Raw genomic sequence first — 25246 nt, forward strand, 5'->3', positions numbered from 1 at the left:
TCAAAAAGGCGGCTGGGCATACGAGCCTCGTCTGGTAGACGTTGCAAACGGGCGCCACGTTACAGGCGCGGTCTCAGAGGCTGATGCCCACATCGAACACTATGCTGCGCCCCAGATTGTTGCGCAAGAAATCCGGGGCGTTCGGGTGGGCGAACAGTACGCGTGCAAACGTCGGCCCTACCAGCGACAGTGAGCGCCAGCCCTGGCGCAGGTATTCGGTAGGCGGAGGGAAATGGCTATTGAGGTCCAGCACTTCGCGCTTGAGGCTGGTGAACGCGACGATATCCAGTTCGCCCAGGTCCATGCCGCGCTCTTTATAGTTATGCGCTTTTTTGCGCAACGTTGGCGCCAGACGCAGCAGGAACTCATGGGCGGGAATGCGTCGTGGCTTGGCTTCGCGCCGCACCAATTGGCTGAGGGAAAACGCACTGCGCCTGCGCAGCAATTCATCGCGCCACTCATCGTTAAGACGGCGTCCCTCATCGAGCACGAAGAACACCTCGAAACTGGCGTCGCGAAATAGCACGTCCGGCGGTTCCTGCCCGGCGGCGTGAAACTCTTCGGCACGGAAGGGCACGTTCAGGCCTTGCAGCAGGCGCTGGCAGACCCAACGCTCACGCTCCCATTTGCGCGCATTGGACAGGAAAGCATTGGCTTGTTCGGCCGCCACGGTGAGCAGGCGCAAATAATCTGAGTCGTCCATGCCTGCAGCTTAGCGTTCAAACGATGACCTCAGGAAGTCCCACCTTTATACGACCTCAGTGTCGCGGCGTCAGATCCTCGGAGAACAGCTCGTCTTCGGCGTCCGGCGCCACCGGAATCTTGTGCTCTTCGGCAGCCCAGGCGCCCAGGTCGATGAGTTTGCAGCGGTCCGAGCAGAACGGCCGGTTGAGGTTGGTCGCATTCCATTCCACGGGGGCGCCGCAGGTTGGGCAGTCGACGGTCAAGGGTTGGCTCATGATCGGCCTCCACGCAAAGTAAGGTAAAAGTGGTGCAGTCGCTCGACCTCGGCGTGCAGCCAGGCGAGGTCCTGGTCATTGACCAGTACGTCATCGGCATGGTTCAGGCGGTCTTCGCGGCTGGATTGGGCCTTGAGAATCGCCTGCACCTGTTGCTCGCTGATGCCGTCGCGCTGCAGGGTACGCTGAATCTGCAGCGATTGCGGCACGTCGATCACCAGGATGCGCTGGGTCATGCTGTACTGCCCGGATTCGATCAGCAGCGGCGATACCAGGATGGCGTAGGGGGACTGCGCACGCGCCAGGTGGCTGCGGATTTCCTCGGCGATCAGCGGATGCAGCAGGGCTTCCAGCCACAGACGTTGTTCGGGAACCTCAAAGATCAGCGTGCGCAGCGCGGCACGGTCCAGCTTGCCGTCGGGCATCAACACGCCGTCACCAAAGTGTTCGGCGATGCGTGCCAGCGCCGGGCGGCCGGGCTCGACCACCCAGCGGGCGGCGTGGTCGGCGTCGACCAAATCGATGCCCAGGTCGATAAAGTGCTGGGCCGCCGCGCTTTTACCGCTGCCGATGCCGCCGGTGAGGCCGAGAATCCAGGGTGTTGCGACAGAAGAGGTCATCTGAAACCGACGAACTGCAAATAGAAGTCGGTTATTTGACCACCCCAGAGCAGCGCAATCCAGCCGGCAATTGCCAGATAGGGACCAAACGGTATCGGCGTGGAGGTTTGGGTCTTGTTCAGACGCATCAGGATCAGCCCCGTAATCACGCCCAGCAGCGATGAAAGCAACAGCGTCATTGGCAGGATTTGCCAGCCGCCCCAGGCACCGAGCAGCGCCAACAGCTTGAAGTCGCCGTAGCCCATGCCGTCCTTGCCGGTCACCAGCTTGAACAGCCAGAACACCGTCCACAGACTCATATAACCAAACACTGCGCCCCAGAACGCCTCGGGCAGTGGCACCAGCAGGTCGAAGCTGTTGCCGATCAGTCCCAGCCAGAGCAGGGGGAGCACCAACACATCCGGCAGCAATTGATGATCCACATCAATCAGGCTCATCGCCAGCAATCCCCAGCTCAACAGCATCACGGCGCCGGCCTGCCAACCGAAACCGAAATGCCACGCGACCACGGCCGAGACCACGGCGCATGCCAGCTCGGTAAGCGGATAGCGCGCACTGATCGGTTGATGGCAATGGGCGCAGCGTCCCCTGAGCATGAGGTAGCTGAGCAGTGGAATATTTTCCCAGGGCCGAATTGGCTGAGCGCAATGAGGGCAGCAGGAGTTCGGGTGCATCAGGTTGTACGGCGGCGCGGCGGGCTCCACGGGCAAGCCGAGCATCTCGCGGGCCTGCTCGCGCCAGTCCCGTTCGAGCATCTTTGGCAGGCGCCATACCAGCACATTGAGGAAACTGCCGACGACAAGGCCGAGCACCACCGCCAAGGTGACAAAAGCCCAGGGCTGCCCGATCAATAGCAGGTTCAAAAGGCCGTACCCAACTGGAACACCGGCAGGTACATGGCGATCACCAGCGCCCCGACGATGCCGCCCAGCACCACCATGATCAACGGCTCCATCAGACTGGTGAGGTTGTCCACCCGGTTATCCACGTCGGATTCGTAGTGGCTCGCGACCTTTTCGAGCATGTGCTCCAGGGTGCCGGATTCTTCGCCGATGGCGGTCATCTGGATCGCCATGCGCGGGAATAGCCCGCTGTTTGCCATGGACTGATGCAGTTGCATGCCCGTGGATACATCGTGACGCATATGCTCTATCGCCTGTTTGAACAGCTCATTGCCCACCGCGCCAGCCACGGACTCCAGGGCTTGCACCAACGGCACACCGGCCGCGAAGGTGGTTGAAAGCGTACGGGCGTAGCGGGCGACTGCGGATTTTTTCAGCAGTGTACCTGCCAGGGGCAGTTTCAACACACTGGCGTCCAGCCCATGACGAAAACCTGGTGAGGTGCGGCAGGCGTGGCGCAGCCCAACAACCCCCGCCGCCAGGCCCAGCGCGATGATCCACCAGGCTTGCTGCATGAACGCCGACAGCGCGATGACCTGCTGGGTAAAGCCAGGCAGCGTGCCGCCGACCCCGGCGAACAATTGCTCGAACTGTGGCACCACGTGGATCAGCAGCACGCTGCACACGACGCCGGCGACCACGATGACGGCGATGGGATACGTCATCGCCTTTTTGACCCTGGCCTTGAGCTGCTCAGTCTTCTCCTGATGGATGGCCACGCGTTCCAGCAGGGTTTCCAGTGCGCCGGCCTGCTCGCCCGCCGCTATCAGATGACAGTACAAATCATCGAAGTGGCGCGGCTGTTTACGCAGCGCCTGCGTCAGGCTGTTACCGGCGGCAACCTGCTGTTTCAAACCTTTGACCAGCGCCTGCATCTGTCGATTCTCAAAGCCTTCGCTGATGATGTCGAAGGCTTGCAACAGCGCAATCCCGGCCTTGAGCAGCGTGGCCAACTGGCGGGTGAACAGCGCTATATCGGATGGTTTGATCGGCTGAGTGAGGCCTGGCAGCCCTGGGTGCTTTTTACGCACGCGGCCAGGGCTGATCCCCTGCTGGCGCAATTGCGCCTTGAGCAGCGCAGGGTTGTGCGCCGTGGTCTGCCCTGACACCCTGCGGCCTTTGCGATTGATGCCTTCCCAGTCGTACATCGTTGAAGCGTTGTTCATGTCACGGTTCCGCACACAGGTCGTTGAAGACCTACAGCTTAGTCAGGGGAATGACTCGGGCAGGCTCGCGCTGAGCGGCAAAATGTCAGAATGTGCGACGAAGGCGCGATTGAGCGCCTGCGCATGAGTACACTGGCGCCGTTGCAGACTGCGGGGCGCAGGACGCGCCTTGTCATGGTTCTATTCTGGAGAGTGAATGTGATACGTCAAAAAGGCTTTACCTTGATCGAATTGCTCATCGTCGTGGCAATTATCGGCATCCTGGCCACCATTGGCCTGCCCATGTACACCACGCACCAGGCCAAGGCCAAGTTCACGGCCGGGCTGGCTGAAATCAGCGCGTTGAAGGCCGGCTACGAAGATACCCTCAATCAGGGGACCGTACCCACCGTCGCCTTGATCGGCGGCACCAGCCCCACCGCCAACTGCAGAATCGACGTGACAGGCGATGTCGCCACCGGCATCGGCTCCATCAGTTGCGAAATACTCGACGCCCCGGCGCCAGTGCTGGGCAAGAGCATTACTCTCACGCGCAGTGCCACCGAAGGTTGGAAGTGCGTGACCACCGCCGAGGCGAAATACGTCGCCAAAGGGTGTGGCGTCACAGGGGCATAAAGCGTGTTGCTAACCCGCACTCATCGCGACAGCCTGTTTCTGATCGCCATGGCGTGCCTGCTGGCGCTGGGCATCTGTGCGCCGTTCAGCGGGCATGACCTGCAAAGGGGCACGCAGATCTGCCTGGGGCTGTGCGCGGTGCTGTACGGGTTGTCGGTCTCTTCACCCGAGCCGCCGGTGAATCGGCATGCCGCTGCAGGCCTGGCACTGATTATGGTAGTGGGCCTGGTGTCGTCGGCGCTTGCGCATCAGCCCCTGTGGGCACTCACCGAAGTGGCGCTGTTCATCTGCAGTGGGGCGATTGCGCTGGCGGTCAACTCGCTCAGGCGCCACGGCGGTGAGTCGATCGATAGCGCGCTGATGTTGATCGTGCTGATGTTGTGCGTGATCAAGTCAGTGCAGTACCTGTATGCGCTGATACTCGCGTTCGGCAGTGGTCAGCGCCTGCTCAACCTTGACCTGCTGCTGTCCGGGTTTTCCAACAAGCGCTTCTATGGTCAATTCCAGACGTTCACCCTGCCATTGCTCGCGCTGTCCCTGCTGATCCCCAAGGTCTCCCGCCCGGCCCGTGCGGCCGCGTTGGCGTTATTGTGTGTCTGGTGGTTGATTGCAATCAGCGGCGGCACCCGCGGTACATGGCTCGGCATGGCAGCCGCTGCGGCCGTGCTGATGTGGCTTGGCCCCTGGGGGCGGCGCTGGGTAGCCTGGCAATTGGCGGGCGTGTGCGGTGGGCTGTTGCTGTACGGTTGTTTGTTCATGTTGGTGGCGCACCATTTCGGCAACGAGATTGCCAGTGCCGCCGGTGACCGTCTCACTACGTCGCTGTCGGGACGTGGCCCGATCTGGTGGCAGGGCTGGCAGATGATTGCCGAACGCCCTTGGCTGGGCTTCGGGCCCATGCATTTTGCCGATGTGGCCAACCCCATTGCCGCCCACCCTCACCAGGCCATCTTGCAATGGGCCAGTGAATGGGGAGTGCCGTCGGCAGTGTGCGTGGCCATTCTCACAGGTTGGGGCGGCTGGGCCACTATTGGCCTGATCCGTGAGCGTGCCGTGCTTGCCACGCGTGCCGATCTTCTGCGTTTATGCCTGTTTGCGGCGCTGGTCGGTGCACTGACGCAGTCCATGGTCGATGGCGTGATCGTGATGCCCAACTCGCAGGTGTGGCTGGCGCTGGTGGTGGGCTGGCTGATGGCGCTGCATGTGCGGCGAGCCCCCGAGCCGGCTGCTGTGCCGCTGGCTGTTGGCGCATGGAAAGTAGCAACGGTGCTGGCAGTGGGGCTGTTGGTGTATGTGGTGATCCGCGACGTTCCGCATCTGGAGCAAGCCCGGCAAAGCTATCTGGGCGGGCGTGGTGATCATTTGCAGCCGCGCTTCTGGGCCCAGGGCGTGATTGCTCTGCCAAAGCCCTGAGGCAGCGGTTTTTAAACGTCCCGATAGTACTTGGCCGGTATGCCAAACCACACCTGATTATCGGGCACGTCCTTGCGCACCTGAGAGCACGCACCAATTTCGGCATTTTCCCCAATGGTCACAGACGGCATGATCACGACGCTGGCGCCGAAGCGTGAGCCTTTCTTGAGTGTGCCTACGCATTTTTCGTCATTTTTGGTCAGGTCGGGCGTATCAGTGACCACGAATGCATATTTCATCACCACATCATCTTCAACAATGGTGTTGGCGGAAAGTGTGCCTCGACTGCCCATCAGTACGCGGTTGCCCAACCGACAGTTGTCTCGAATTTCACAGTATGAGGTGAATGAGCAATCATCGCCAATCACTGCATTCCGACCGATTTTCGTATAGGTGCCGATTTTTGTGTGTTTGCCGATTTTGGCGCCTTTGAGCACCATGGCATAGTCTTCGATCACAGTGCCTTCTTTGATTTCAACATCATCTTCAATGATGCAGAATCGGCCGATCACAACACCGTCGCCTATTACTGCCTTGTCTGAAACGATTGAGTAATTGTTCATTTCGATACTTTTAGTTTTTCAATGATTTTGGGACACCTGACAGATCGTCAGTTGCCGACTTCACCGTTTTGGCTGGCGTACCCATTACTAAAAGTCCGGGCTTGTCGATGTGTTTCACCACTACCGCTCCGGCGCCAACCACCGTGCGCTCGGCTATGCGCGTCTGTGGTCTTACGATAGCACCCGAGCCAAGAAAGCACTGATTTCCGAGCGTGACGTTGCCGGCAATCGATACGTTATTGGCAAAGTGGCACTCGTCGCCAATCAGTGAGCCATGACCAATTTTGCTGCCGTGTGCGATGACGCACCCCTGACCAATGATGGTTGTCTCGTTGACCGAACCACGCACCACGGTCACATCCGTGCCGAGGAAGGCGCCTTCCATGATTCGGGTGTAGCCGATCTGCGGCTGAATCACTCTTTGGCGCGTGGCCGGATCCCAGATCCAGGCCGCTCCCGTTGCGCCGACAGTGGAGTGCGATTCAATCGTGACATTTTCTTCGATGGTGCTTCCGCGCATCACGGTCACGTGGGAGTGAAGGTTCGCACCTGCCTTCACAACACAGTCCTCCAGTACACAGAAAGGTCCTATGTAAGCCGCAGGGTCGACTTCGCAATCCTCCCCAATAACGGCGGTAGGGTGGATGCCCTGACGTTTTTTACGGTCTGCCACCATGGCTTCCATCAGGCGATAAAACACAAGCTGTGGATGATCGACCTGGAGTATCACATTGCCTTCCCCGCACGCATCGGCTTCTTCGCGCAGGACAATGGAATGGGTTATGTGCGGCGGATGACCAATGCCTGGCGATAAAAAGTAAATCCCGCCTGGCTCAACCTGACGCAGGCTCTTGAATGCAAAGGCGCTTTGCGCAACTGTGCCGTGGCAGACAAAGGCAACACCCATTTGCCGGAGCTGGTGCTGGACCTGCGCAAGTGAGAAGGTCTTCGGGGCGGCGGGCAAATGCATTCTCCACGTAGGAATCTTGGTTCGATCGTCACTCATGAAACATCAGGTAGTCAACGAACGAATGAGGTTTCGCCAGTCACATTCTGAGGGTGGCGATCTTTCGGCAGAGTGCCTATTATCGATCAGCGTGTCGGGCTGAGCGCCCGACGCGCGAACGGTTTCAACAGCAACACTGTTTTCAGCTGATCCCAGAATGGTTTCTGAAGGCCAGACGAGCAGGTATTGATGCCCGCTCTTTTGTATCTGCGCAACCTTGATGACCCAGATGCATTTCCATTCCCAGATCTGAGAGAACACCATGACCACGACTGAAGTGACCCAGGAAGCCCGGCACGAAGAGGCCCTCAAAAAATACCTTGAGGACACGCCGCAGCTCAAAGAAGAGATCAAGGACCTGAGCGCTGATGATCAGCGCGACCAGATCCAGTGGGCATTCGAGGATGAGGCCGAGAGCCAGAGTCTCCAGCCCTGGGAACTGACCCTCAAGTACACCTCGACATCTGAAGAGTTCGAGACCGCACGCCTGGCTTTGCACAAAGAGGCGGCCGAAGTGCTGGGTGTCGAATGGGACGAGTACTGCGAGATGAACAACCTGGTCGTCTGAACGCGAACCTGCGCAGGAGCGGGCTTGCTCGCTCCTGCATCAAACCGGCGTCAGATACTCAGTCGCATCGACAAATCCACTGCCTTCACATCCTTGGTCATCGCACCAATCGAAATGTAGTCCACCCCGGTTTCGGCGATGGGCAGCAAGGTGCTTTCGTTGATCCCGCCGCTGGCTTCCAGCCTGGCCTTGCCGCCGTTCAGGCGCACCGCTTCACGCATGTCGTCCAGGCTCAATTCATCGAGCATGATGATGTCGGCTCCCGCGTCGAGAGCTTCGCGCAGTTCATCCAGACTTTCCACTTCGATTTCCACCGGCTTGCCCGGCGCGATTCTGTGCGCGGCAGTAACCGCCTGGGCAATGCCGCCGCACGCCGCGATGTGGTTTTCCTTGATCAGGAAGGCGTCGTACAAACCGATGCGGTGGTTATGACAGCCGCCGCAGGTCACCGCGTATTTCTGCGCCAGGCGCAGGCCCGGCAGGGTTTTGCGCGTGTCGAGCAACTTGACCTGGGTGCTGGCGACGAAGTCCGCCAAGTACTGGGCACGCGTGGCAACGCCTGACAGCAGTTGCAGAAAATTCAACGCGCACCGTTCACCGCTGAGCAGCGAGCGGGCCGGACCCTCCAGGTGGAACAGCGCCTGATTGGGACTGACGCGCTCGCCGTCGGCCACCTGCCAATGCACGGCGACTCGCGGGTCCAGTTGGCGAAATACGGCATCCACCCAGGCCGTGCCACTGATAACCGCCGCGTCGCGGGTGATGATCGTGGCTTTGGCCAACCGTTCAGCCGGGATCAACTGCGCGGTGATGTCGCCACTGCCAATGTCTTCCAGTAGTGCGCGGCGCACGTTGGCTTCGATTTCGGCGGTGAGGTCGGCAAGACGGAGATTCGGCATAACAGGCTCCACAAACAATGTGCGCCGATTATAGGGGCACTGCGTGGCCGAACCCACCGCCGCCTGCTCTTTTGCCGGTGAATCTCAGAGTTTGCTGGCGTAACGCCCCCTATTTGCAAGATAATCCCGCGCCTTGCAATTGGCGTCATAGCTTTGACGTCCCGGTGATAATCGGATATCGGCGGTGCCCGCCTGATCGTCCTACCCCCTTACACCGCCGTTTCAGGAGGCCAGGATGCACAATGACGGAAAGGTGGTGCCCATCAACAGGGCACAGGCTACGCCATCGCCGCTCGCGCGCCTGCCGGTGGTGTTGCTGCAGGTTCGCGACAAGGCTGCCCAACAGTTGCAACGCGGCTTGCAGGAGCTGTTTGATAACGCCGACGACACCTTGTTCGAAATGGCCGACAAGGCCCGCAGTAACGCCGATCACCATATCTTTTTTGAGGCCATGCGCGACCTGCGGCTCAAGCGCAAGAATTTCGAACGCGTCTTCATGGCGCAACTGTTCCAGGCCTTTGCCCATCTAGGCCAGGTGGGCAGCGGTGATCCAAGAATGGTGCCGGTGGTGTCCTACGAGTCGCTGCCAGGGACCACTGGCGATGCCCGCGAAAAAGCCGTGGCGCTCGACGCAATGCTCGGTCGGGTGCGGCACCGTGATGGACTGGCCCTCGGGCAGTTGACCGCGCGTCTGAACGCAGTGCTCGGTACGCAGTTGGCCGAGCGCGAGAACCCTTTGGGCCCGGCCCTGTTGTGCGAGTTCTTCCTGCGCGCCGGGCGCAGTCTCGGCGTGGAAATCCGCGTCAAGCTGATCATGCTCAAGCTGTTTGAAAAATACGTGCTCAGCGACGCCGACCTGTTGTACGGCGAGGCCAATCAGTTGCTGGTGGCGACCGGTGTTTTACCCGAACTCAATAGTGTGCCTTCCCGTCGTCGTGCTGGATGCGTGGCGAGTGAGCCTGCCCCCCCAGGCAGCTTGCCAGGAACCGACCAGGCTCTGGATGAAAGCGGCCAGCAGGACTTCGCTGCGCTGCAGCAGTTGCTCGCGGCCGTACGCGGCAGTGTGGCGCCCACCCTGGAAGCCAGCGCCGAACCTCAGCCGATAGCCACCCGCGACCTGCTGCGCCTGCTTTCCCATCTGCAGCAATACGTCCCGGAGCCACAGGCCGAGGATGATTTCGACCTGCGTAATCAGCTTGAGCAACTGTTGACCCGCTTCAGCGTCAAGAGTGGCAAGTCCCGCGTGGTGGAGGGCGCCGACGAAGACGTGATCAACCTGGTCGCCCTGCTGTTCGAATTCATGCTCAATGACCCTGCGGTGCCTGAAGCCTTCAAGGCGTTGATTGCGCGCTTGCAGATCCCAATGCTGAAGGTGGCGTTGCTGGACAAGCGTCTTTTCAGTTGCGCCAGTCATCCCGCGCGGCAGTTGCTCAATGAAATAGCCGCCTCGGCCCTGGGCTGGAACCCGTGCGAGGATTATCTGCGCGACAGCTTGTACCTGCGCATCGAACAGGCCGTGCAGTGCCTGCTCAATGAATACGTCGACGACCCGGCGATTTTTTCCCGGTTGCTGACGCAGTTCAGCACGTTGCGCGCCGAGGAGCGGCGGCGCCGCGAGTTGATCGAGCAACACACCCACGACGCTGAAGACGGGCGCATTCGTGCCGATGCTGCACGCCAGCGTGTGGCTGACGTGCTCAACCGCCGGCTGATGGGCAAGGTGTTGCCGCAGGCCGTGGTGCAGTTTCTGCAACAGGCCTGGAGCCAGGTGTTGTTATTGGCCAGCCTCAACCATGGTGAGCAGTCGGTGCAGTGGCAGGCGGGGCTGCGCACCATGGACGAGTTGATCTGGAGCGTCAGCCTTCAGCAAGACACCGAGGCCGGTCGGCATCTGGTGGAGCACTTGCCGGGGTTGCTCAAGGCATTGCGGGACGGCTTGACCAGCGCAGCGTTCGATCCGTTCGGCACGCGCGATTTCTTTGTGCGCCTGCAGGCGTTGCATCTACCACCGGCCGAGGGTGTCGAGGCACTGATCGAGGTGAGTGAGCCGCTTGTGCTCGGCCCCGGTGCCGTCGATGCCACCGAAGTCCTGCCGGCGGACGACCCTGATCTGCTCAAGGCGTTGCAGCTGCGGATCGGAGGCTGGATCGAATGGCAGGACGAGCGGCCAGCCCCCGTGCGCTGCAAGCTGCTGGCGATCATGGCACCTGCCGGCAGTTACGTGTTCGTCAACCGCTCGGGGCTCAAGGTCATGGAGAAAAGCGTCGGCCAACTGGCGTTGGCATTCAAGCATGACGCTCTGCGCCTGCTGGATGATGGCCCGCTGTTTGAGCGTGCATTGACTGCGGTGACCGGCAAACTGCGCCAACTCAATCGCGGCAAGTGATCGCAACGGCGGGGTGGAACGCGGCATACTGGTCACACTTAGTCACGTTCAAGGATCCTGCATGCAACTGGACCCCGTCAGTGGTTGGTGCCAGGGCATTCGTCACTGCCCTTCGCCCAACTTCAACGAACGCCCCTCAGGCGAAATCTCACTGTTGGTGGTGCATAACATCAGTTTGCCGCCGGCGCAGTTCGGCACCGGCAAGGTGCAGGAGTTTTTTCAGAATCGCCTGGATGTCACGGAACATGCCTACTTTGAAGGGATTGCCGACCTACGGGTGTCTGCGCATTTTCTGATTGAGCGTGACGGCGCGGTGACGCAGTTTGTGTCCTGCCTCGACCGGGCCTGGCACGCCGGTGTCTCATGCTTTGAGGGGCGTGAAACGTGCAATGACTTTTCCCTGGGCATCGAGCTGGAAGGCACGGACGACCTGCCGTACACCGATGCCCAGTACGCATCGCTGATCAGGCTGACGCGCCAGTTGCTGGCGGCTTACACGGGCATCACCCCTCAACGTATCCGGGGTCACAGCGATATCGCGCCGGGACGCAAGACCGACCCCGGTCCGGCTTTTGATTGGGCGCGCTTTCGCAGCGCCCTGCAGCAAGGAGAACGCACACAATGAGTTTCCTGGTGTTGGTACTGGCGGTATGGATCGAGAAATTCTCGGCCCTGCGTCAGCGGTTGCAGCGCGATGGTGGCTGGCTGCGTGAGCTGGCCAGGCTGGAAGCGAACCCGCGCCTGGGCAAGCAGCCCTGGCTGGTTCTGGTCGTGCTGGTGCTGTTGCCGGTCGCGTTGCTGGCGTTGCTGTTGCTGGTTCTGGAACCAGTGGCATACGGCCTGCTGGCACTGCCGGTGCACTTGCTGGTGCTGATTTACAGCCTCGGGCGTGGCGATCTGCTGGCGGCGCTCGGCCCGTTCCGTGACGCCTGGCGGCGCGGCGATTTGCAGGCCGCCGAACATGTGGCCGAACGTGATTTGAACGTGGGTGCCGACAGTGGCGAGCAGTTGCTGGAGCGTGTCCAGGGCCACCTGCTGTGGCAGGCGTACCAGAGTTTTTTTGCGGTGATTTTCTGGTACTTCCTGCTGGGCCCGGTCGCAGCCCTGGCGTATCGCCTGCTGGCCCTGGCCAGTGAGCACAGCCAGAACCCCCAGGTCGCCGAGCGTGCCGGGCAACTGCGGCATGCGTTTGACTGGGTGCCGGTACGCCTGCTGGCCGCGAGTTTTGCCCTGGTGGGCAACTTCGTCGCGGTTGGCCGGGTGATGCTTCACGAATTGCTGAGCTGGGACATCAGCGCCGCACAGCTGGTGGAAAAAGTCGGCCTGGTCGCCGCCGAAATCCCGCCGCCAGCCGTGGGTGCAGAAGGCATCAACAGCCTCGATCGCCTGTGGGAATTGCTGCTGCGCGCCGCCGTGCTGTGGTATGCCGGCTTCGCCATCTGGACCGTGTTGCCTTGATCAAGCGCCTCTTTTGGTGGGGCATGAGCTGATTCAGTCAACCACAGAGGCTCTGTTTGCTGCGTGACAGAGCCAGGTCGAAAGCTTGGCGGCGCTTTCCATATTTTGTAGGTGAGAGAAGGTTGTAAGGAGTTTCGTCCGGCGTTGTGGTTTATATCCTGATTTCCCCGCGTGGCGCTTTTGGCGACGAGGATGAGTGAGAATTTATATCATTCACTCACGTTCCAATGGAGGCACGACGATGACCGCTGCAATCGGCATCAAGGGGCACTGCGCCCATTGCGACATCACCTTTGAACTCAAGCCCTGGCAAATGAATGCCATCGCCATCCAGGAGCCCTTCGACTGCCCTTACTGTCAGCGCATCCTGCAGTTGAGTTGCCCCAGGCAGTTGCGCCGGTTCAAGGCCCTGGACCACTGGGCGCTGGTGCGGCCGGGCATGATTGTGCTGACCTGTGCCACGCTGATCGCGGCGCTGGTGGCGCAGTGGGTCGGGTTCATCCGCTTCACTGAACAACTGAACCTGTCGTTGGGCGTGGTGCTGGTACATTTTCTGGTGTTGCGTTATGTCCGTCACCAGCAGCGGATGATCCTGGAGCTGCAAGTGGTCAGCCCGGCCCACGTGCTACCAATTGAACAGCTCGCGCGCATTGCGTGTGCTCGTCTCAGCCAGCACTAGGGGGCTGATGCCCATGCGTTCGGCCAGGGCCGCGCAGATGGCGGGCAAGTGCTGCGGGCTGTTGCGCTGGCCTGGGTACATGGCCGGCGGCATGTCCGGCGAATCCGTCTCCAGCACCACGGCCTCCAGTGGCAGTTGCGCAAGCACCCGATGCATGCGCAGGGCCTGGGGCCAGGTGGCTGCGCCGCCCAGGCCCAGTTTGAAGCCCAGCCTGATGTATTCGCGGGCTTCTTCCAGGCTGCCGGCAAACGCGTGGATGATGCCGCCCCTCGAGAGGCGGATGCGTTTGAGCGTGGCGATGACGGCAGCATGACTGCGGCGCACATGCACCAGCGCTGGCAACTGAAAGTCCACCGCCAACTTCAACTGGGCTTCGAACAGTGGTTGCTGGCGCTCACGGTCCAGCGTCTGAAGAAAGTAATCGAGACCAATCTCGCCCACGGCGCACAGTTGCCGATGGCCTTGCAGGCGCGTCAGCCAGTCACCGAGTTCAGTCAGGTCGGCGGTGCGATGTTGCTCGAGGTACACCGGGTGCAGCCCAAAAGCGGCGAACAGGCCGGCATCGGTCTGCACCATATCCCACACACGCTGCCAGTTCTGCTGATACACCCCGAGCACCACCATGCGCTGCACGCCGAGCTGTCGGCTATGCGCAAGGACGTCACGGCGGTCGCTGTCGAAGTCCGGAAAGTCGAGGTGGGTGTGGGTGTCGATCAGCTCCACGCTCAGGCCTCGATAATGCGCTGCTTGAAGGTGCGGCCAATGGCGTGCACGCCGGGCTGGTAATGTTCCGCTTCAATGGCGGCCAGGGCCAGGCGCAGCGCCGCGTCGGCAATCAACTGATGTTGCTGGGCCATGGCGTTGACCGGCAGCGGCAGGAAGTCCAGCAGTTGCGTGTCACCGAAGGTGCCCAGGCGCAGCGGTTGCGACTTGAGCGGATAATCGTGCAGCGCATCGAACACGCCTTGCAGCAGCACGTAGGACGTCGTCACCAGCGCGTCAGGCAAATGCCCCAGGCGTTGCAGTAATTGCTCCATCAACTGTCGGCCGCATTCACGGCTGAAGGCCTCGCCCTGTTCGATGATCACGTCGCCGGTAAAGCATTGCAGCGCTTGGTGAAAACCTGCGGCGCGCTCCTGGCTGATGCTCAGCTCGGGCCGCGCGCCGACCAGCGCGATTTGACCGGGCAGCGGTCGCAGCAGGCTACTGGTCAGTTGCTGGCATGCCTGGCGGTCGTCGCTGACCACCGAACAGAACTGCTCGGCCTCCATCACCCGGTCGATGGCAATCACCGGCAGGCCCTTGGCTTGCAGCTCGCGGTAACTGTCATCGCTGGCCGGCAGGCAACTGGCGACGAACAGCGCGTCGCAGCGCCGCGCACGGAACAGTTGCAGCAACTGGCGCTCGCTGTCGGCGTCATCGTCTGAGCTGGCGATCAGTAACTGATAGCCACGCGCCCGCGCGCCTTGCTCCAGCAGCTTGGCGATGCGTGCGTAACTGGGGTTTTCCAGGTCCGGCAGGATAAAGCCCAAGGTGCGCGTGTGCCGGCTGCGCAACCCGGCGGCCTGAGGGTTAGGAGTAAAGCCATGGGCCTCGACCACGGCACGCACCCGCTCGACCGTCGCACTGCTGATGCGCTGCTGTGTGGCCTTGCCGTTGATGACGTAGCTGGCGGTGGTCACGGAAACACCGGCCAGGCGTGCGATATCGCTGAGTTTCAAAGCGGGATTTCCTTGTTTTTTGGCGCTTGCCCCGACATTTTGTCCAATCGTAACCGATTCCGGCATGCGACCAATGTCCAAGCTCAAGTGCCGAGTGGTCCTTCAAGCTTGCGCAATTAACGCGTAATCTGCCATAAATTCTAGATTAAACGTTTCAGCCAGCGTATTTTTACGACGTTCGCGACTGACTGGCTACTGCCAATTGACCATCAGCCGTTTGGTTCATAAACACGCTTACACTGTTTTATTCAAAACAATACCTAGTGCGTTGCGCGCACTAACTAGGAGATCGGCATGCTTGAGCTCACTGTAGAGCAGATATCCATGGGCCAGGTGGCTGTGGATAAATCTGCTGCCTTGCAACTGCTCGCTGACACACTGGTGACCGACGGCCTGGTCGCCGAGGGCTACCTCAGTGGCCTGCAAGCCCGTGAAGCCCAAGGCTCGACCTTCCTTGGTCAGGGCATCGCCATTCCCCACGGCACTCCGGAAACCCGCGACCAGGTATTTTCCACCGGCGTGCGCCTGCTTCAGTTCCCCGAAGGGGTGGATTGGGGCGACGGCCAGATCGTCTACCTGGCGATCGGCATTGCCGCCAAGTCCGATGAACACCTGCGCCTGCTGCAACTCTTGACCCGCGCCCTCGGTGAAACCGACCTGGGCCAGGCGCTGCGCCGCGCCGAAAGCGCCGAAGCGCTGTTGAAACTGTTGCAAGGCGCGCCACAGGAACTGGCGCTGGACGCCCAGATGATCAGCCTGGGTGTGTCCGCCGATGATTTTGAAGAACTCGTATGGCGCGGTGCCCGGCTGCTGCGCCAGGCCGACTGCGTGAGCAATGGTTTCGCCGCAGTGCTGCAGCAGGTCGAGGCGCTGCCCCTGGGCGATGGCCTGTGGTGGCTGCACAGCGAGCAAACGGTGAAGCGTCCGGGCCTGGCCTTTGTCACCCCGGACAAACCCATGCGCTACCTCGGCCAGCCCCTCAATGGCCTGTTCTGCCTGGCGAGCCTGGGCGAAGCGCATCAGGCCTTGCTCGAACGCCTGTGCGCCTTGTTGATCGAAGGACGCGGCCAGGAATTGGGGCGCGCCACCAGCAGTCGCGCGGTGCTCGAAGTGCTCGGCGGCGAACTGCCGCCAGACTGGCCCAGTGCGCGCATCACCCTGGCCAACGCCCACGGCCTGCATGCGCGCCCGGCGAAGATTCTCGCGCAATTGGCGAAAAGCTTTGACGGCGATATTCGCCTGCGCATTGTCGATGGGGCCGTGGGCGCCGTGTCGGCAAAAAGCTTGAGCAAGCTGCTCAGCCTCGGCGCACGTCGCGGCCAGGTGCTGGAATTTGTCGCCGAACCAGGCATTGCCGGCGACGCGTTGCCGGCCTTGCTGGCCGCCGTCGAGCAGGGCCTTGGCGAAGACGTCGAACCGCTGCCGACCGTGAGCGCCGAGCCCGCAATGGTCGATATCGAGCCGGTGATCAGCGCACCTGTTGCCGGCAGTCAGAGCCAGGCCATCGCCGCAGCGCCGGGCATCGCCATCGGTCCTGCGCATATTCAGGTGCAACAGGTGTTTGATTACCCGTTGCGCGGCGAGTCCTGCGCCATCGAGCGCCAGCGCCTGCAGGACGCGCTGGCCGATGTGCGCAGCGATATTCAGGGCCTGATCGAGCGCAGCCAGGCCAAGGCGATTCGCGAGATTTTTATCACCCACCAGGAAATGCTCGACGACCCGGAACTCACCGACGACGTCGACACCCGCCTCAAGCAGGGCGAAAGCGCGCAGGCGGCGTGGATGAGCGTGATCGAAAGCGCCGCGAAACAGCAGGAGTCGCTGCAGGACGCCTTGCTCGCCGAGCGCGCCGCCGACCTGCGTGACATCGGCCGCCGTGTGCTGGCGCAACTGTGCGGCGTCGAAAGCGCCCAGGAGCCGAGCGAGCCTTACATTCTGGTGATGGACGAGGTCGGCCCTTCGGACGTCGCACGTCTGGACCCGACTCGCGTGGCCGGGATCCTCACCGCCCGCGGTGGCGCCACGGCCCACAGCGCCATCGTCGCCCGTGCGCTCGGGATTCCCGCGTTGGTCGGCGCCGGGCCGGCCGTGTTGCTGCTGGCTGCCGGTACGCCGTTGCTGCTTGATGGCCAGCGCGGTCGCCTGCATGTCGACCCCGATGCCGCCACGCTGCAGCGTGCCACCGTGGAGCGCGACACCCGCGAGCAACGCCTGCAAGCCGCCTCGGCCCAGCGCCACGAGCCGGCCTGCACCCGCGACGGTCATTCGGTGGAAGTGTTCGCCAATATCGGCGAAAGCGCCGGCGTGGCCAGCGCGGTGGAGCAGGGCGCCGAAGGCATCGGCCTGCTGCGCACCGAGCTGATTTTCATGGCCCACTCCCAGGCTCCGGACGAAGCCACCCAGGAAGCCGAATACCGCCGCGTGCTGGATGGCCTCGACGGCCGCCCGCTGGTGGTGCGCACCCTGGATGTGGGCGGCGATAAACCGCTGCCGTATTGGCCCATTGCCCAGGAAGAAAACCCCTTCCTCGGCGTGCGCGGCATCCGTCTGACCCTGCAACGCCCGCAGATCATGGAAGCGCAACTGCGCGCCCTGTTGCGTTCGGCGGACAACCGCCCGCTGCGCATCATGTTCCCCATGGTTGGTAGCGTCGATGAGTGGCGCGCGGCCCGCGACATGACCGAGCGCCTGCGCCTGGAGATCCCGGTGGCCGACTTGCAGTTGGGCATCATGATCGAAGTACCGTCGGCCGCGCTGCTGGCGCCGGTACTCGCCAAAGAAGTCGACTTCTTCAGCGTCGGCACCAACGACCTCACCCAGTACACCCTGGCCATCGACCGTGGCCACCCGACGTTGTCCGCCCAGGCCGATGGTCTGCACCCGGCCGTTTTGCAACTGATCGACATCACCGTGCGCGCGGCCCATGCCCATGGCAAATGGGTGGGTGTGTGCGGCGAGCTGGCCGCAGACCCGTTGGCCGTGCCGGTACTGGTGGGCCTGGGAGTGGACGAGTTGAGCGTGTCGGCCCGCAGCATTCCTGAAGTGAAAGCGCGGGTGCGTGAATTCAGCCTGAGCGAGGCCCGGAGCCTGGCGCAAAAAGCACTGGCGGTGGGTTCGCCCGCCGAAGTGCGAGCCCTTGTGGAGGCCGTGTAAATGGCGAAAATTTTGACCCTGACGCTGAACCCGGCGTTGGACCTCACGGTACGCCTGCCACGCCTGGCACCGGGCGAAGTCAACCGCAGCGAAAACATGCTCACCCACGCGGCGGGCAAGGGCGTGAACGTTGCCCAGGTGCTCGCCGACCTGGGGCATCAGTTGAGCGTGAGCGGCTTTCTCGGCGACGCCAACCCCCAGGCCTTCGATGCGCTGATCGCCCACCGTGGCTTCGGCGACGCATTCGTGCGCGTGCCGGGCGAAACCCGCAGCAATATCAAGATTGCCGAACACGATGGCCGCGTCACCGACATCAATGCCCCAGGCCCGCTGGTGAGTGAGCAGGCGCAAGCGCAATTGCTCGAGCTGCTCGCAGAGATCGGCCCCCGGTTCGACGCGGTAGTGGTCGCCGGCAGCTTGCCGCGCGGCGTCAGCCCGCAGTGGTTTCAGGCCTTGCTGGAAACGCTCAAGGCGCAAGGCTTGAAAGTCGCTCTGGACACCAGCGGCGAAGCCCTGCGCGCAGGGCTCCAGGCCGGGCCATGGCTGGTCAAGCCCAATACCGAAGAGCTGGCCGAAGCGCTGGGCAATGCCCCGGATGCCATCAGCCGTCTGCATCAGTTGGGCGTGCAACATGTGGTGGTTTCCGACGGTGCTGCGGGCGTGAGCTGGTACAGCCCCGGCGCAACCCTGCACGCCACGCCGCCCAACGTAACGGTGGCCAGTACCGTGGGCGCCGGCGATTCGCTGCTGGCCGGAATGCTCCACGGCCTGCTCAGTGGCGATACGCCGGAGCAAACCCTGGGCCGCGCCACGGCGATTGCCGCGATGGCGGTGACGCAGGTCGGTTTCGGCATCGGCGACCACGCACAGCTGGACATTTTGCAGAGCGGCGTCCAAGTGCGCGCGCTGACAGAACAATAAGAGGGTTTGTCATGAAATTAGCCATCGTTACCGCCTGCCCGAACGGCATGGTCACCAGTGTGCTGTGCGCCCGCTTGCTGGACGCCGCCGCGCAGCGCCAGGGGTGGAGCACCAGCGTCGAAGTGATCGATGTGCAGCACCCTGAACGTCAGTTGTCCGAAGCGACCCTCAACGATGCCGAGTGGGTGTTGCTGGTCAGCAGCACGCCGGTGGACATGCAACGGTTCATCGGCAAGCGCGTGTTCCAGAGCACGCCGGCCCAGGCGCTGGCCGATGTCGAGGCGGTATTGCGCCGTGGGGCCGAAGAGGCTCAGGTGTACGTCGCCACGCAGGAAGCGGCCAGTCAGGCGCCGCGTATCGTCGCGATCACCGCCTGCCCTACGGGCGTGGCGCACACCTTCATGGCCGCCGAAGCCTTGCAGCAGACGGCCAAGCGCCTTGGGTACGACCTGCAGGTGGAGACCCAGGGCTCGGTCGGCGCACGGACACCTTTGAGCCCGCAGGCCATCGCCGAGGCCGACGTAGTGTTGCTGGCGGCCGATATCGAAGTCGCCACCGAGCGCTTCGCCGGCAAGAAGATCTATCGCTGCGGCACCGGCATCGCCCTCAAGCAATCGGAAGCGACCCTCAACAAGGCGCTGGCCGAAGGTGCGGTGGAAAGCGCCGCCAGCGGCGCGGTGGCCAGGCAGGAAAAAACCGGGGTCTACAAGCACCTGCTCACCGGGGTGTCGTTCATGTTGCCGATGGTGGTGGCGGGCGGCTTGTTGATCGCGTTGTCCTTTGTGTTCGGCATCCATGCCTTCGAAGAAAAGGGCACCCTGGCGGCGGCCCTCAAGAGCGTCGGCGACCAGGCTTTCATGCTGATGGTGCCGTTGCTTGCAGGCTATATCGCCTACTCGATTGCCGACCGTCCCGGCATCGCGCCCGGCATGATCGGCGGCCTGTTGGCCGGTACGCTGGGGGCGGGATTCATCGGTGGGATTTTCGCGGGTTTCCTCGCCGGTTACTGCGTCAAGCTGATCACCCGCGCGGTGAAGTTGCCCCAGAGCCTGGAAGCGCTCAAGCCGATCCTGATCATTCCGCTGCTGGCCAGCCTGTTCACCGGTCTGGCGATGATTTACCTGGTGGGCCCGCCCGTGGCGCGGCTGCTGACCGGCCTCACGGATTTTCTCAGCACCATGGGCACCACCAACGCCGTGCTGCTCGGCATCCTGCTGGGCGGCATGATGTGCGTCGACCTGGGCGGCCCGATCAACAAGGCCGCGTATGCGTTCTCGGTCGGCCTGCTGGCGGCCTCCAGCGGTGCGCCGATGGCCGCGACCATGGCCGCCGGTATGGTGCCACCGATTGGCATGGGCATCGCCACCTTCCTGGCGCGGCGCAAGTTTGCCCAGACCGAGCGCGAGGCCGGCAAAGCGGCGATGATTCTGGGCATGTGCTTCATCTCTGAAGGCGCGATTCCCTTCGCGGCCAAGGACCCGCTGCGGGTGATCCCGGCCAGCATCGCCGGCGGCGCGTTGACCGGCGCGCTGTCGATGTACTTCGGCTGCAAACTGGCCGCGCCCCATGGCGGATTGTTTGTGCTGATCATTCCGAATGCGATGAATCACGCGTTGCTGTATTTGCTGGCGATTGTGGCCGGCAGTGTGGTGACCGGTGTCGTGTATGCGCTGATCAAACGCCCGGAGGCGGTAGAGCTGGCAGTCGCGCCCGCCTAGAAGATTCGGCAGGGAAGCTTTCTGTGGGAGGGGGCTTGCTCCCGATAGCGGTCTATCAGTCGATGAATATCTGACTGACCCACCGCCATCGGGAGCAAGCTCCCTCCCACATTCAGCGCGTTATTGGCTGTAAGGTCGGTGTCATATCGGCATGGTTTAGTGGCCTCTTTGATACCCAGAGGGCACCCGCATGAGCCACTTCGATCTCGGCCGTCGCCGCGTGATGCAAGTCGTCGGCGCCGGCCTGTTGTTGCCTGGCCTGGCCCCGGCCGTGATCGCGTCGGTCAAGGACCGGCCGCAGCTCACCGAGGGTGTGCAGTCCGGCGACCTGTTGGGCGACCGCGCGATGATCTGGAGCCGCAGCGACCGCCCTGCGCGCATGGTGGTGGAGTGGGACACCCGCAGCGTGTTCAGCAACCCGCGCCGGTTTGTCTCGGCGCTGGCCGACAGCCGCAGCGACTTCACCGCCCGCGTCGAACTCACCGGCCTGCCGGTCGACCAGGCGATTTTCTACCGCGTGCATTTCGAGGACGCCCAGAGCGGCGTCGCCAGCGAACCGTGGTTCGGCCACCTGCGCAGCGTGCCGCAACAACGCCGCGACATTCGCTTTGTGTGGAGCGGCGACACGGTCGGCCAAGGCTTCGGCATCAACCCGGACATCGGCGGCATGCGCATCTACGAGGCCATGCGCCTGCGCCTGCCGGACTTCTTTATCCACAGCGGCGACACCATCTATGCCGACGGCCCGGTGCCGGCGCAACTGCCCACCGAAGGCGGACGCATCTGGCGCAACCTCACCACCGAGTCCAAGAGCAAGGTCGCCGAAACCCTCGACGACTATCGCGGCAATTATCGCTACAACCTGCTGGACGAAAACGTACGGCGCTTTAACGCCGAGGTGCCGCAGATCTGGCAGTGGGACGACCACGAAGTGGTGAACAACTGGTCGCCCGGCAAGCAGCTCGACGAGCGTTACAAGGTCAAGGACATCAACACCCTGGTCGGCCGTGCACGCCAGGCCTGGCTGGAATATTCGCCGATGCGCAGGCAGGGCGCCGATGCCGGCGGGCGGATTTATCGCAAGCTCGCCTACGGCCCGTTGCTGGACGTGTTCGTGCTCGACATGCGCAGCTATCGCGGCCCCAACGATGACAACCTGGGCGGTGAAAAGCCCTTTCTCGGGCGTGAACAACTGGACTGGCTCAAGCGCGAACTCAAGGCCTCGACGGCCCAATGGAAAGTCATTGCCGCCGACATGCCCATTGGGCTTGGCGTGCCCGACGGCGAAGTCAGCCCCGGCGTGCCGCGCTGGGAGGCCATCGCCAACAACGACCCGGGCCCGGCGCAGGGGCGTGAACTGGAAATCGCCGAACTGCTCGGGTTTCTGCGGGCGCAGCAGGTGCGCAACCATGTGTGGCTGACGGCGGATGTGCACTATTGCGCCGCGCATCATTACCACCCGGACCGCGCGGCGTTTCAGGATTTTGAACCGTTCTGGGAGTTTGTCGCCGGGCCCTTGAATGCGGGGAGTTTTGGGCCTAATCCACTGGACAAGACCTTTGGCCCCGAGGTGGTGTTCGAGAAGGCGCCGCCAGCGCAGAACACCTCACCGTTTGCCGGGTTTCAGTTTTTTGGTGAGGTGCAAATTGATGGGCAGACGGGGGAGTTGACGGTGGTTTTGCGGGATCTGGACGGGGTTTCTGTGTTTGAGCAGAGGTTGCAGCCTGTTTGATGCGGGGGCATTTTGGGTGCGTATATCCGGTTTCTGGGTGATGGCGGATAGGGGGTCCGCCCTTACGCGGGTCACCTTGGAAAAAAAGCCCCAAAGTGTGATTTCCATCAGACCAATGCAGATCCAAATGTGGGAGGGAGCAAGCCCCCCTCCCACATTTTGCACAGCGTTCGGCACATCAATACACATCCCGCCGATAACGCCCTTGCTCAATCAACCGCGCCACGGCCTCACTGCCCAGTATGTCCGCCAGCGCCTGATCCACCCCCGTCGCCATCCCTTGCAAACTCCCGCACACATAGATCGCTGCACCCTCGGCCAGCCATTTGCGCAGCACGTCGGCCGATTCGCGCAGGCGGTCCTGCACGTAGATTTTTTCCGCCTGGTCGCGGGAAAACGCCAGGTCCAGTAGCGCCAGGTCACCACTTGCCAGCCAGCCTTGAAGCTCGTCCTGGCAGAGGAAGTCATGCTGGCGCGTGCGTTCGCCAAACAACAGCCAGTTGCGCTGCTGGCCCTCGGCGATGCGCGCTTTGAGCAAGCTGCGCAGGCCGGCGAGGCCGGTGCCGTTGCCCAGCAGGATCAGCGGCACCGGTACGTCGGGCAGGTGGAAGCCGCTGTTGCGGCGCAGACGCAGGCGGATTGCCGAGCCGATGGCGGCGTGTTCGGTGAGCCAGCCGGAACCCAGGCCCAGGCTGCCGTCGGCGTGGCGTTCCTGGCGCACGATCAGTTCGAGTACACCGTCGCTGGCAATCGAGGCGATGGAATACTCGCGCATGCCCAGCGGCACCAGTGCATCCACCAGCGCCTGGGCGTGCAGGCCGACCATGTGCGCAAGGTTGGCCGGCAACTGGCGTGTGGCCAGCGCTTGGGCAAGTGGTTGCGGCAGGCCGTCGATCAGCACGCCTTCGCTGCCGTTCAGGCCCAGGCCCTGGAGAAACTGTTCGATGGCGTGCTGGCCATTGCACGGCAGGATTTCCACCAGATCACCGGCCAGCCAGGCGTGGGGCGACGCTGAGGTCAAACCCAGCAGGTACACCGGCGCGCTCGCACTGTCGTGGTTCAGCAACGTGCGCTGGCTCAGCGTCCACTGTTCATACTGCGCCACCGGCCAGGCCGCTGGTGGCGCGTGGCCGGTGAGTTGGCCCAGTTGTTGTTGCCAGTCGAGCAGGGCGGCAGTGTCGCCGCTGTCGACTTCCACCGCGGCGAACAGCGGGTTGCCGCCCTGTTGGGTCAGCCAGAACTGCAGGCGCCGCGCAAAGCCGCAGAAGTGTGGGTACTGGCGATCACCCAGGGCCAGTACGGCGTAGTTCAAGCCTGTGAGGGACACGTCCTGGCCCAGGATGCTGCGCTCGAAACCACGGGCGTTGTCGGGGGCTTCGCCATCGCCGAAGGTGCTGATCACGAACAGTGCGTTTTGCGCCTGGCTCAACTCATCCTGGCTGAGACTGCCCAAGGGTTGCACATTCACCGGCAGGCCGGCGGACTGCAGTTGCCCGGCGGTCTGCCAGGCCAGTTGTTCGGCAAAGCCGCTCTGACTGGCGAAGCCGATCAGCCAGGCCGGTGCCTGGCTGTGGTGGGTCGCAAGGCCGCTGCGGGCCTCGCGCACCTGGCGTTTTTTGCGACGGCGGTCGAGGTACAGCAGCCAGCCGGTGATGAAGAATAACGGCATGCACAGCGCGCTGACAGTGAGGATGACCCGCCCCACGACGCCGAAGTAGCTGCCGGTGTGCAGCGCATAAATGCTGGTGAGCAGCTGCGACTTAAGGCTTTTGCCGGCGTAGCGGTCATGGGATTTGACCTCGCCGGTGGCCGGGTCGAGATTGATCTGATTCAGTGCGCGGTCATTGGACGCGTTGCGCAGCAGGTAATACACGATGGCCGGCTGCCCGGCGACGGTCGGCATGCGGATGTTGTAGGCGCTCAAGCCGGGGCCGGCGTTGCTGTAGATGCTGCTCCAGATCGCGGCGTAATTGGCCACAGGCAGGGCGTCTGCAGGCGCCGGGTTACGCGTGCGTACCCGTTCGTTCTGCGGCGCGTCGGACAGCAGTTGGGTCAGGCCCTTGTTGTACCAGTCGTAGGACCAGTACAAGCCGGTGAGCGCCGAGAACAGATAGAACAGCAGGCACCAAGTGCCGAACACCGAGTGCAGATCCCAGTTGAAGCTGCGGCCCTTTTTGCGCCAGTCCAGGGTCAGCCAGGCGCGCCAGTTCGTCACCTGGCGCGGCCAGCGCAGATACAGGCCGGACAGGCAAAAGAACAGCAGGATCAGCGTGCAGGCGCCGGTGATCTGCCGCCCGGTCTCACCCATGACGAGGAAGCGGTGCACTTGCAGGATAAAGCCGAACAGCTCCTGGCCCACCGCGTCGCCCATGTAGTCGCCGGTGTAAGGGTCGAAGTAGCGCATCTGGCCACGTCGCTCACCCGGTGGCGCGCTGAAGAACACCCGTGCCGCGTTGCCGCTGTCGCTTTCCACCGACAGCATCGACACGGTCTTGCCTTCGGTGGCCTGCAGCTTGCGCACCAGTTCGGCGGGTGGCAGCACGCCGGCTTCGCGTTTTTCGACCGTCAATACGCTGGGGTTGAGCGCCCTGAGTATTTCATCCTGAAACGACACCGCTGCCCCGGTAATCCCCATCAGGGCCAGCACCAGCCCGGCCGTGATGCCGAAGAACCAGTGCAACTGGAACAGGGTTTTCTTCAACACGTCGTACGGCCTCGCAAAGCAGGATAGGGATTGACGGCGCTTAGTATGCCGTGGGTTGTCGAG

The 25246-nt window shown here is 62.5% G+C and carries 22 protein-coding genes; 11 read left to right on the plus strand and 11 right to left on the minus strand.

Annotation, left to right across the window (positions count from 1 at the left end; all coding sequences use genetic code 11):
• Positions 1-73 precede the first annotated feature (73 nt).
• Genes JOE32_RS21125 through JOE32_RS21145 form a run of 5 tightly spaced genes read right to left on the minus strand, consistent with a single transcriptional unit; the run spans position 74 to position 3647 of the window.
• Positions 74-703, minus strand: a complete 630-nt coding sequence (locus tag JOE32_RS21125; RefSeq protein ID WP_209988466.1) for a DUF1780 domain-containing protein — start codon at positions 701-703, stop codon at positions 74-76.
• A 55-nt stretch (positions 704-758) separates the two neighbouring features.
• Entirely contained in the window at positions 759-959 is a 201-nt protein-coding gene (yacG, locus tag JOE32_RS21130) for a DNA gyrase inhibitor YacG (RefSeq protein ID WP_209988470.1), read from the minus strand.
• Entirely contained in the window at positions 956-1579 is a 624-nt protein-coding gene (coaE, locus tag JOE32_RS21135) for a dephospho-CoA kinase (protein ID WP_209988473.1), read from the minus strand. The genes yacG and coaE overlap by 4 nt, the downstream gene beginning before the upstream one ends.
• Positions 1576-2442, minus strand: a complete 867-nt coding sequence (locus JOE32_RS21140) for an A24 family peptidase (protein ID WP_209988476.1) — start codon at positions 2440-2442, stop codon at positions 1576-1578. Before JOE32_RS21140 ends, coaE begins: the two co-directional genes overlap by 4 nt.
• Complete coding sequence (locus JOE32_RS21145) at positions 2439-3647, minus strand: type II secretion system F family protein (RefSeq protein WP_209988479.1); 1209 nt, start codon at positions 3645-3647, stop codon at positions 2439-2441. Before JOE32_RS21145 ends, JOE32_RS21140 begins: the two co-directional genes overlap by 4 nt.
• A 201-nt stretch (positions 3648-3848) precedes the next feature.
• On the opposite strand from JOE32_RS21145, the gene JOE32_RS21150 reads away from it, so the two are divergent.
• A complete protein-coding gene (locus tag JOE32_RS21150) occupies positions 3849-4262 on the plus strand; it encodes a pilin (protein ID WP_122456787.1) in 414 nt (137 codons plus the stop codon).
• Positions 4263-4265: 3 nt separating this feature from the next.
• The gene (locus JOE32_RS21155; RefSeq protein WP_209988482.1) at positions 4266-5675 is read left to right on the plus strand and encodes an O-antigen ligase family protein; all 1410 of its coding nucleotides are present in this window, start codon (positions 4266-4268) and stop codon (positions 5673-5675) included.
• An 11-nt stretch (positions 5676-5686) separates the two neighbouring features.
• Here the strand turns inward: JOE32_RS21155 and JOE32_RS21160 are convergent, their stop codons facing one another.
• Positions 5687-6238 carry a transferase gene (locus JOE32_RS21160; protein WP_209988485.1) on the minus strand — a complete coding sequence of 184 codons (552 nt, stop codon included), beginning with the start codon at positions 6236-6238 and terminating at the stop codon, positions 5687-5689.
• A 10-nt stretch (positions 6239-6248) separates the two neighbouring features.
• Complete coding sequence (locus JOE32_RS21165) at positions 6249-7244, minus strand: hypothetical protein (RefSeq protein WP_209988488.1); 996 nt, start codon at positions 7242-7244, stop codon at positions 6249-6251.
• 262 nt (positions 7245-7506) lie between these two features.
• Between JOE32_RS21165 and JOE32_RS21170 the strand changes: the two genes are divergently transcribed.
• Entirely contained in the window at positions 7507-7812 is a 306-nt protein-coding gene (locus JOE32_RS21170; protein ID WP_209988490.1) for a DUF6388 family protein, read from the plus strand.
• A 50-nt stretch (positions 7813-7862) separates the two neighbouring features.
• Here the strand turns inward: JOE32_RS21170 and nadC are convergent, their stop codons facing one another.
• Positions 7863-8711, minus strand: coding sequence for a carboxylating nicotinate-nucleotide diphosphorylase (nadC, locus tag JOE32_RS21175; protein WP_209988493.1), 849 nt, complete (start codon positions 8709-8711; stop codon positions 7863-7865).
• A gap of 235 nt (positions 8712-8946) precedes the next feature.
• Between nadC and JOE32_RS21180 the strand changes: the two genes are divergently transcribed.
• The 4 genes from JOE32_RS21180 (at position 8947) to JOE32_RS21195 (ending at position 13234) form a co-directional block, all read left to right on the plus strand.
• Entirely contained in the window at positions 8947-11097 is a 2151-nt protein-coding gene (locus JOE32_RS21180; RefSeq protein ID WP_209988496.1) for a DUF1631 domain-containing protein, read from the plus strand.
• Positions 11098-11158: 61 nt separating this feature from the next.
• A complete protein-coding gene (ampD, locus tag JOE32_RS21185) occupies positions 11159-11722 on the plus strand; it encodes a 1,6-anhydro-N-acetylmuramyl-L-alanine amidase AmpD (protein ID WP_209988499.1) in 564 nt (187 codons plus the stop codon).
• Positions 11719-12555 carry a regulatory signaling modulator protein AmpE gene (gene ampE, locus JOE32_RS21190; protein WP_209988502.1) on the plus strand — a complete coding sequence of 279 codons (837 nt, stop codon included), beginning with the start codon at positions 11719-11721 and terminating at the stop codon, positions 12553-12555. The genes ampD and ampE overlap by 4 nt, the downstream gene beginning before the upstream one ends.
• A 241-nt stretch (positions 12556-12796) precedes the next feature.
• Positions 12797-13234, plus strand: a complete 438-nt coding sequence (locus JOE32_RS21195; RefSeq protein WP_209988505.1) for a hypothetical protein — start codon at positions 12797-12799, stop codon at positions 13232-13234.
• Here the strand turns inward: JOE32_RS21195 and JOE32_RS21200 are convergent.
• Together JOE32_RS21200 and cra are read right to left on the minus strand one after the other, a co-directional pair.
• Positions 13181-13957: a TatD family hydrolase gene (locus tag JOE32_RS21200; protein ID WP_209988508.1), complete on the minus strand. Its 777-nt coding sequence runs from the start codon at positions 13955-13957 to the stop codon at positions 13181-13183. The genes JOE32_RS21195 and JOE32_RS21200 overlap by 54 nt on opposite strands.
• A 2-nt stretch (positions 13958-13959) precedes the next feature.
• On the minus strand, positions 13960-14955 hold the full coding sequence (gene cra, locus JOE32_RS21205; protein ID WP_209988510.1) for a catabolite repressor/activator: 996 nt from the start codon (positions 14953-14955) through the stop codon (positions 13960-13962).
• Between the two features lie 294 nt (positions 14956-15249).
• On the opposite strand from cra, the gene ptsP reads away from it, so the two are divergent.
• From ptsP to JOE32_RS21225, 4 genes are all read left to right on the plus strand, one after another.
• Positions 15250-18108: a phosphoenolpyruvate--protein phosphotransferase gene (gene ptsP / locus JOE32_RS21210; RefSeq protein WP_209988513.1), complete on the plus strand. Its 2859-nt coding sequence runs from the start codon at positions 15250-15252 to the stop codon at positions 18106-18108.
• The gene (gene pfkB / locus JOE32_RS21215; protein ID WP_209988516.1) at positions 18109-19029 is read left to right on the plus strand and encodes a 1-phosphofructokinase; all 921 of its coding nucleotides are present in this window, start codon (positions 18109-18111) and stop codon (positions 19027-19029) included.
• Positions 19030-19040: 11 nt separating this feature from the next.
• The gene (locus tag JOE32_RS21220; protein ID WP_209988519.1) at positions 19041-20747 is read left to right on the plus strand and encodes a PTS fructose-like transporter subunit IIB; all 1707 of its coding nucleotides are present in this window, start codon (positions 19041-19043) and stop codon (positions 20745-20747) included.
• Positions 20748-20937: 190 nt separating this feature from the next.
• Positions 20938-22479 (plus strand): alkaline phosphatase D family protein, encoded by a 1542-nt coding sequence (locus JOE32_RS21225; protein ID WP_209988522.1) that lies wholly within the window; start codon positions 20938-20940, stop codon positions 22477-22479.
• Positions 22480-22657: 178 nt separating this feature from the next.
• Here the strand turns inward: JOE32_RS21225 and JOE32_RS21230 are convergent, their stop codons facing one another.
• Positions 22658-25183 carry a sulfite reductase flavoprotein subunit alpha gene (locus JOE32_RS21230; RefSeq protein WP_209988525.1) on the minus strand — a complete coding sequence of 842 codons (2526 nt, stop codon included), beginning with the start codon at positions 25181-25183 and terminating at the stop codon, positions 22658-22660.
• Positions 25184-25246: the final 63 nt, after the last annotated feature.

This window comes from Pseudomonas sp. PvP025, from assembly GCF_017832155.1.
In the GTDB taxonomy this organism is placed as follows: domain Bacteria; phylum Pseudomonadota; class Gammaproteobacteria; order Pseudomonadales; family Pseudomonadaceae; genus Aquipseudomonas.